The following is an 8,139-nucleotide window of genomic DNA, read 5'->3' as shown; positions in this document are numbered from 1 at the left end:
TCAAGCACGGTTTTGAAGACCAACGGGTCTGGTGACAGGCTCGTTGAGTTTAATTAGGGGCACAAAGCAATGCTGTAACCCTACATGTGGTTTGTGGTTTCTGGTAATGAAAAGCACTACATAACGAGTAAAATTGTGGATGAAAGTATTAATAACAGGTTTGTACGCTCTAATACTTAATTTGTAATATTTTTTGACGATTAACAATCAATAACGTAGGTTGGGGAGCCTAGCTCATGACGGCTTTCCGCTCTCACGGCAAGTCTGGCGTTTGACGTAAGGAAACCCAACACCAAACGTTTATTGTTGGGTTGCGCTACGCTTAACCCGACCTACGCCTGCGTTTCGTATGCCCTTCGGCCACGCTGCGCGTTCGCTCTTAGCGTGCGCTTTGCGCTTACGTAATGACATTTTACGTTTAATTAGGTTGAGCTACTTACTACCAAACCTTGCTCATATTCAAAACAAACCCTGGCAAAACTGACTCACCACTGACAGTAGCAGGATTATCCAAACATTCCTCTGGCATTCCAGGACGATAAATATAAACTTTGCGATGCTTACGGTCAATCAACCAACCTAACTGTATCCCCGGTTCTTTCATATATTCTTCCATTTTGTCTTTTAAAGGCTGAAGATTATCAGAAGACGACCGGAGTTCTACAACAAAATCTGGACAAATTGGAGCGAACTTTTGCTGTTGTTCGCCAGTTAGAGTATTCCACCGTTCAAGTTTCATCCAAGAAGCATCAGGCGATCTATCTGCACCGGTTGATAGCTTAAATCCAGTGCTAGAGTCAAAACAAATACCTGTTCCATTCTGCTCTGACCAAATTCCCAACTGGAGAGCTATGTTAAAATTACGGTTACCTGTCTCTGAACCAGTAGGAGGCATAATTGATATCTCACCAAATTTATCACGTTCAATACGTAAATCTCGGTTAACCTGACAGAATTCAAAAAACTGCTCATCTGTCATTTGCAAATCTGATGGCATCCGTAAAAAAATAGGAGATGAAAGCATAGTTATTTTCTCTAAGGGCCTACCCAACTAGCTTTTATTCTCACGCAAAAATGCTGTAGAGATGGGAAATCTCGCATCTGTTTGCCCCTCTGCGCGAATTCACCAGAGGGGTGCCCGTCAGGGCGGGGTGAGGTGATAGCTATGAATACACAGCACTTGTGTAAAATGATTTCAGGATTTTACCTCACCCCTACCCCTCTCCTTATAAAGGAGAGGGGTGCCCGTTAAGGCGGGGTGAAGTCTAAGTTATGAATGCAACGCGCGTATTACTTATTAGGTTGAGGAGTCAAGCGCAGATAGGGCTTCACTTCCTTATATCCTTTGGGGAATTTCTCCTTCAGCACTTCTGGATCTTTTAGCGAAGGAACGATGACTGTGTCATCGCCATCTTTCCAATCAGCTGGTGTCGCTACACTGTAGTTGTCTGTCAACTGCAGCGAGTCAATCACCCGAAGAATTTCATCAAAGTTGCGTCCTGTGCTGGGAGGATAAGTTAAGCTCAGACGTAGTTTCTTGTTGGGATCGATGATGAAGACTGTACGGACAGTCAGCAATGCATTTGCATTGGGGTGAATCATGTCGTAAAGGTCAGAAACTTTACGATCCGCGTCTGCCAAAATTGGATAATTGAGGTTGGTGCTTTGAGTTTCCTCAATATCTCCAATCCATCCTTTGTGAGATTCTACATCATCAACACTGAGAGCGATGACTTTGACATTGCGTTTGTCAAATTCTGGCTTTAGCTTAGCCACTCGCCCTAACTCTGTTGTACAAACAGGTGTATAGTCTGCGGGGTGGGAGAAAAGTACAACCCAGCTGTCGCCAGCCCATTCGTAAAAGTCTATGTCTCCTGTGGAGGAGGCTTGGGTAAAGTTTGGTACTGTGTCGCCTAAATGGAGAGCCATGTCAGATTCCCTGTCGTTCAAAAAGGCATATGTATTCTATTTTGCCATGATCGCACAAAACACCGGTTTGCCGATTGGGCTTTAGCGTCATGAAACAAAATTTTAAGTTGTGCAAGTTTGCACAAACAGATTTACTATTTTACGTCTAAGTCGGACAAGATTTGATTATACGCCTCAATGGTTTGATGAGCGATCGCATCCCAACTATAATTTTTCAGGGCATACTCTTTAGCACACAATCCCCGCCGTTGGCGTTCCGCAGGATTTTGTAAAGCTATACGAAGCATGTTAGTGAGTTCTGACACATCTGTTGCACCCACCCATCCCGACTCGCTATCACGCACCTCTTGACAAATGTGCACTTGGTCTGATATGACTACTGGCGTTCCAGCTGCCATCGCTTCAGCTACAGCAATACCAAAATTTTCGTAATAGGATGGCAAGACGAATATATCAGCAGCTTGTAGAAGGGTAGATTTTAATTCACCAGTGACAAAGCCAGTGATAGTGGTGTGCGATCGCAACACAGAAGCTTGTATTTGTAATTTTATCTTTTCTTCATAACTTGGATCTTGAGGATTAGTCCCAGCTAGGACAAAGTGAAAATTTAATTTTTCAGCTAAAAGCGCCTCTAACGCTGGAAGCAGTAGATTCAACCCTTTTTTTGGGTCAATCCGGGACATAAACAGCACTAAAGGCACATCCTTTGGTATACCTAACTTACGACACACCTCCTCTGTTTCAGCTTCCCCCACCCTCTTAACAGGCTTCACACCCAAGGGAATCACCAAATCTCGGGTTGATACTCCAAATCTTTCTGATACCTTGGCTTCCTGAACGCTAGTGAAGTGAATTGCGGCTGCACCAGCTAAATTTGGACGTTCCAGAATTGCAGCATAAAGCTGTTTCAGTTGCTTTTTTTTACGTAAATCAGCAGGATCTAAAGTTCCCAGAGGACGCAAAATGTAAGGTAGTTTTTGTCTGTGACAAATAGTCGCGGCAAAACTACTGACAGGGGAAAACAGAGCATGAATATGAGCTAAATTAAACTCATGAGCATGACGATTTAACCACCTGAGTAAGTCAACAGAGAATTTGTAGCGACGAAAAGGGGCGCAACGGAAATAAATGATTTTATAGCCATCCTGTTCAATAGGACAATTTAAGGGAACATCCAAAGGTTTTTGCCCAGAATCACCATTGCTGTCAGTGGTGAGAACAGTAACTTCCACTCCTTGCCGTGCCAATGCGGGAGCAAGTCCTAGTATCATTTGACTAGGACCACCGTAAATGAGTGAAATTGAGGGGACAATTTGTAGAACTTGCATAATTTGTCATTTGTTCTTTGTTATTAGACTGCTTGTAAGATATGAGCTGAGAATATTTGGAACCGCAGATGCACGAGGCAGTGCGTTGGGCGGGTTCCCCGACTTGTAGACGCCCGAAGGGCGGCTTCCCGAAGGGTAGCACCTGCCGTGCGGATGCACGCAGATAGTTGTCTCAGTTTCATATAATTGACTTTTACAAGAAGTTTGTTGTTTGTTTACTGAGATCTTGCAGCATTACGAGAAAACCGTTAATACTTGTATAAAATAGTATTTCAATTGACTCAAAATTAGTTCCAGTTTGAGTCCATTTTAATGGACTTCGCCTATTAGCCTGGGACTTACAGTCCTAGGCGGACAATAACGGAGTCAAATAATATGTAATGAATTTGACGCTTGTTTTACCAGGTGCAAAATGTAAGTTTACGAATAACCCAGTGATTAATGACTATCGACAAGTTCTTTATAAAACTCCAATTGCTGTTTTGCCAAAGCTTTATTCGTGTACTGACTCATTGCTTTTTGATAACCCATTTCGCCTAATTTTTTCGCAAATTCAGGTTTTTCCATCAATTTGAGGATGCAATCAGCTAGCGCTTTCGCATCTCCTTCAGGAAATATTAATCCAGCATCACCAATCACATAAGGAATTTCGCCAGAATTAGAACCAATAACAGGTACTTTGCAAGCCATTGCTTCTATGAGTACATGACCAAATTGTTCTTTCCAGCCAACAGAAGTGATATTTTTAAGATTGTAGTTTGTTTCTGATGGTAGAACTAAAGTACTCATTAAGTTGATGTAATTTGGAACTTCATCATGAGGAACACTTTCTACCAAGATGATTCTGTCTTGAATGTTAGATTCCGCTGCTTTGTTCATTAACTCTGACTTTAACGAACCACGTCCCAAGAGCAAACATTTCCAAGATTTATCTCTCAAACTAGCTAAAGCATTTATTAGAGTCAGTAATCCCTTTTCTTGGACAAAGCGTCCAACAAATCCCACAACAAAATCACCTGGTTGAATCCCAAACTTATTTCCTAATTCCGGTTGTGGTGTGGGAGTAAACAGAGTTTCGTCAACACCCAGTTGAGGCATAATTTTGATTGAACCTTTGTATCCGTGTTCCCGTAAAATTTCTGCGCCATCTTGATTGCCCGAAATAATGCCATGACTATGGGTTAGATTATATTTCTCTAATAAAGAAACTGGGAATTTCAGATGATAGGGTAAATTCCACCAGGTAAAAAACACATTTTTTGCCTTTAGTCCTAATAGCTGATTTAAAGTAATCATCTCAGCATAAGCTAATCCCTTAGAACCTTGTTCTACCTGGATAATCTGGGGGCGAAATTCCCACAACAAAGATATCAAATCAGCGCCAAATGTCAGGAGTCCTTGATGATTTTGACTAAAGTTAGAAACTGGAACTATGCGAAATTTGCCTTCATCACGGAATTGAGTTTCAATTATTTTGTTTTGAACACCGCCAGGTTTCCACTTTTTTGGAACGACTACTGTGACTTCAATTTCCGGTTCGAGTTGAGAAAGAATGCGTAATTTTTCACAGTTAAGGTCTACAATATAAGTGTGACTTGCTACAAGAATTTTCATTGATATCTCAGGATTGGTAATTTTTTATTTTAAACCGCAGATGCACGCGGATTAACGCAGATAAATCTGTCATATCGTTTCCGGTTGAATCTGAATAATTAAAAAACCGCAGAGGAAGCAGCGAAAAGTCTGAGCGGAGGTTTCCTCCGATCATACCTTTTCAAGAGAGAGAACGCAGAGGAGCCAGCGCTGCAGTCCTTGTTTCCCTCACTTGGCGACTGGCGTGGAGAGAAAGGAGAAATAATTCCGATACAAACGGATTTGATATCATCTATCTGCATCCGTCTGCGTTAATCTGCGGTTAAATAACCTCAACATGTTCATCCATGCGAGTGTAAATTTGACCATCATTCCAAATTGATTGAACAACACTACCCAAGGCTTTTAAAAACCCCAAAGAGAAGAAAACGCCACGAGTCACAATTTTGATGGGTGAACCACTTTTGTTGCAAGGAGGATGTCCAAGAACATGACAGTCAAATAAACGAAAGTAAAGGCGTAAAGCTTGGGTAGCGGTAAGGTTCTTCAGTCCCATTAAGAAATGGTTGTGGTAAAAAGTGAGTTGGTATTGGAGAGAGCGCATACTAATATCATGACAACCTCCTGTCTCTTCTCCTAAATGTACCAAATATGCCTCTGGGTCATACCAAATTTTATATCCTGTTTGCCGCAACCTTAAACAAAAATCAGATTCTTCTCGCACTGCGCTACCACGAAACCTTTCATCAAATCTCAACCCGTATTTGGTAAAAATTTCGCGACGAAAGGACATATTACAACCTCTGGCTGTGAGAACTTCTTGAGGCTGAATTGTGTGTACCAAATCTATATAGTACCAAGCAATTCCTGGATCCATTGCCTGGGGAGGAAGATATGAAATCTGTAAATTTCCCCCAGAGTCACCTAATTTCATTCTGTCAAATACCCGTCCAGCGATAGCCCCCACTTCTGGTTTTTCTAAATAGTTTTTCGCATGCGCGGCTAAAAATCCAGGGGTTAGTTGCACATCATCATCAATAAATAAAATGATTTCACCTGCTGCTCGCCGCACTGCATAATTCCGTGCCCCAGGCAAACTTGCCCAACTCAAACGAAACCACTTTATTTTATTAGCAGCAGCTAATTCTTCTAGGTAAGTTTCAATTTCTAACTGATGTTTTGGAGTTTGATCCACAACCAAGACTTCATAATTTGGGTAGTCTTGTTTCAGGACATCAGCAAGGCTATCGCGCAGTGGTTCCTCACGACAGTACGTCGGGATAATAACAGAAATTAAAGGTAAATTCATAGTCATTAGTCATTAGTCATTAGTCATTAGTCAAAAATTATTTTCCTCTGCAACCCAAGCGCTTCCCCTGCTTCCCTTCTTCCTCTGTTTCCCTTTTGCTAGTGCTTGTTGGAGTTTTTCTTGCTTGTCTATTTCTGGCAATTTCAACAGGACTCCAGCAAAGAACCAGTAGTAGACAGCTACTGGATCGACATCAAGAGGATAGTAGTAGGTGTTGTAACTAATAAACAATATGAACACCCACAAAGCAGCTGCGTAACTGCGGAAATTAGGATTTTTGATGGAACGATAAGTCTGGAAGCACACGATTGTTAAAGTTGTGACTAAAATTAAAAATCCTAGTAGTCCCAACGGTCCAATTTCATATAGTATTTTGGGATAGTAAGTTTCTACCAGTTTGGTTGCACCTAGCGCACGAGCAGAGTTAGTCGCGCGCCCTAATCCATGTCCTAGGGGTTGTAAATTTTTCCAAACGTTCGCAAATTGCTGTGTGATAAATTCCAGAGGTGGTGAAGCTTCCCAACGTTCATTCAGACTTGCTGTTCTTTCTTGGAGAATGTCAGGGTTGTTGATGATTGCAATTCCCAAAATCATCGCGAGTCCTACTGCTATGGGGAGAAACCGTTTGAGGTTACGAATTTGACCAGTTAGCAATAGCAAAGCTACGAAAGACGCAGGTACCAATGCTAAGGCTGCTCTCTGCCCGGAGACAACTGCATTGACAGCCACTGCTGCCATAGAACTTAAACTGAGAACTCGCCAGATTCTAGAAGGATCACTAAAGCCGGAAGCAAAGGCAAAAAAGATACTGGAAATCAAGAACCATGCCCACTGCCAAGGTGCGACAAAGGTTCCTGGTAGACGAATTATCCCTTGATCGGGACTATAAATCAGAGAACCACCAAAATAACATCGAGCTTCGATTGATGCTTTAAATTGGGCTGCTCCTTCTAAATATCTTGTGCCTTGACATATTCCCTTCGATAATAAGAGGTATTGAATTAATCCCAGCGCACAGCACACTAGTATAAGGACAATTTGCAGGCGCGATAAAAATAGGAAATCCTCCTTATTGCGGATGAGATAGTAAGCGCAAGCAATCAAGGGTACATAGCCCAACAAGACTTTTAAACCGAGTATCCCCACGCCTATGGGTATTTCTACAGCTGTATCGTCTAATAATTGAGTCAAGGACGGATTGAACTGCTGCACTCCATTAACAAACACTAGTGTTAGCAAACATAAACCTAACAAAATAAACAGTGGAATTTTAATGGCTCGGGGAATGATTAGGGGTAGCCGCTGCTTACGACACATTTGCCAAAGTCCAATCAGCGCTGGAATGTAAAAGGAGTCTTTCGCTAATTGGAGTATGGGACTATTGCCGAGGTAGTAAGTAATAGTACCCGCAAACGGCACGTAAATAAGAAACGCAAAAAGGGCTTGGCGGGGATATTTGTAGGACAAAGCGATAGTAACAATTCCTAATAAACCTGGAACTGCTGCCTTAATTCCACCGACAAAAGCCATGAGAATACCAAAGAAGATACCGCCAAAAGCAGCAATCATTAAAAAATTGCTGAATTCTTTGCGCGATTGTGCAGCTTTACGCTTTTGGGCTAAACGTTCTTTGAGGCTAAGGGTTGGAGTTTCCTGACTCTTCTGTTTTTTTGCTTTTTTGTATTTGTTGGATTTTAATTTTCCTGTCAGCATGGCGTTGCTGTAGATATGCGCATAAAGTCACTAGCTATAGATGTTTTTTTTACATATTATTTTGAATATAGCAGTCTTAAATGATTCTTGAGAATCTGTGTTTTTGTCTGTGAAGAAAGAAACACAAAGAATAGGGAATAGTAAAAAGACCTCACCCCCATCCCCTCACGCCAGGTGCTACCCTGCGGGAAGCCCTCCGGGTTCGGGGGTAACTCCTGAGCCCTTCGGGCACGGCTTGAGGCCGAACGGAGACGCTGCGCGTTCGCC

At 42.1% G+C, this 8,139-nt stretch carries 6 protein-coding genes; all 6 read right to left on the bottom strand.

Features of this window, described 5'->3' with window-relative positions; genetic code table 11:
- Positions 1-439: 439 nt before the first annotated feature.
- The 6 genes from DP116_RS25040 to hpsL all read right to left on the bottom strand — a co-directional run bounded on the left by DP116_RS25040 (position 440) and on the right by hpsL (position 7,872).
- Entirely contained in the window at positions 440-1,024 is a 585-nt protein-coding gene (locus DP116_RS25040; RefSeq protein ID WP_169157733.1) for a Uma2 family endonuclease, read from the bottom strand.
- A gap of 266 nt (positions 1,025-1,290) precedes the next feature.
- Complete coding sequence (locus DP116_RS25035; protein ID WP_169157732.1) at positions 1,291-1,929, bottom strand: peroxiredoxin; 639 nt, start codon at positions 1,927-1,929, stop codon at positions 1,291-1,293.
- A 134-nt stretch (positions 1,930-2,063) separates the two neighbouring features.
- Positions 2,064-3,257, bottom strand: coding sequence for a hormogonium polysaccharide biosynthesis glycosyltransferase HpsP (hpsP, locus tag DP116_RS25030; RefSeq protein ID WP_169157731.1), 1,194 nt, complete (start codon positions 3,255-3,257; stop codon positions 2,064-2,066).
- Between the two features lie 438 nt (positions 3,258-3,695).
- Positions 3,696-4,871, bottom strand: coding sequence for a hormogonium polysaccharide biosynthesis glycosyltransferase HpsO (hpsO, locus tag DP116_RS25025; RefSeq protein ID WP_169157730.1), 1,176 nt, complete (start codon positions 4,869-4,871; stop codon positions 3,696-3,698).
- A 301-nt stretch (positions 4,872-5,172) separates the two neighbouring features.
- Complete coding sequence (gene hpsN / locus DP116_RS25020) at positions 5,173-6,159, bottom strand: hormogonium polysaccharide biosynthesis glycosyltransferase HpsN (RefSeq protein ID WP_169157734.1); 987 nt, start codon at positions 6,157-6,159, stop codon at positions 5,173-5,175.
- A 30-nt stretch (positions 6,160-6,189) separates the two neighbouring features.
- Complete coding sequence (gene hpsL, locus DP116_RS25015; RefSeq protein ID WP_169157729.1) at positions 6,190-7,872, bottom strand: hormogonium polysaccharide biosynthesis protein HpsL; 1,683 nt, start codon at positions 7,870-7,872, stop codon at positions 6,190-6,192.
- Between the last annotated feature and the right edge of the window lie 267 nt (positions 7,873-8,139).

Origin of the sequence: Brasilonema bromeliae SPC951 (assembly GCF_012912135.1) — a bacterium.
GTDB classification, from domain to species: domain Bacteria; phylum Cyanobacteriota; class Cyanobacteriia; order Cyanobacteriales; family Nostocaceae; genus Brasilonema; species Brasilonema bromeliae.
This window is presented reverse-complemented; position numbering and strand designations above follow the sequence as displayed.

What these genes read in the sequence shown, in the direction of transcription:
- DP116_RS25040 (WP_169157733.1), bottom strand. Translation starts at nt 1,024, where the DNA reads ATGCTTTCATCTCCTATTTTTTTACGGATGCCATCAGATTTGCAAATG.
- DP116_RS25035 (WP_169157732.1), bottom strand. Translation starts at nt 1,929, where the DNA reads ATGGCTCTCCATTTAGGCGACACAGTACCAAACTTTACCCAAGCCTCC.
- hpsP (WP_169157731.1), bottom strand. Translation starts at nt 3,257, where the DNA reads ATGCAAGTTCTACAAATTGTCCCCTCAATTTCACTCATTTACGGTGGT.
- hpsO (WP_169157730.1), bottom strand. Translation starts at nt 4,871, where the DNA reads ATGAAAATTCTTGTAGCAAGTCACACTTATATTGTAGACCTTAACTGT.
- hpsN (WP_169157734.1), bottom strand. Translation starts at nt 6,159, where the DNA reads ATGAATTTACCTTTAATTTCTGTTATTATCCCGACGTACTGTCGTGAG.
- hpsL (WP_169157729.1), bottom strand. Translation starts at nt 7,872, where the DNA reads ATGCTGACAGGAAAATTAAAATCCAACAAATACAAAAAAGCAAAAAAA.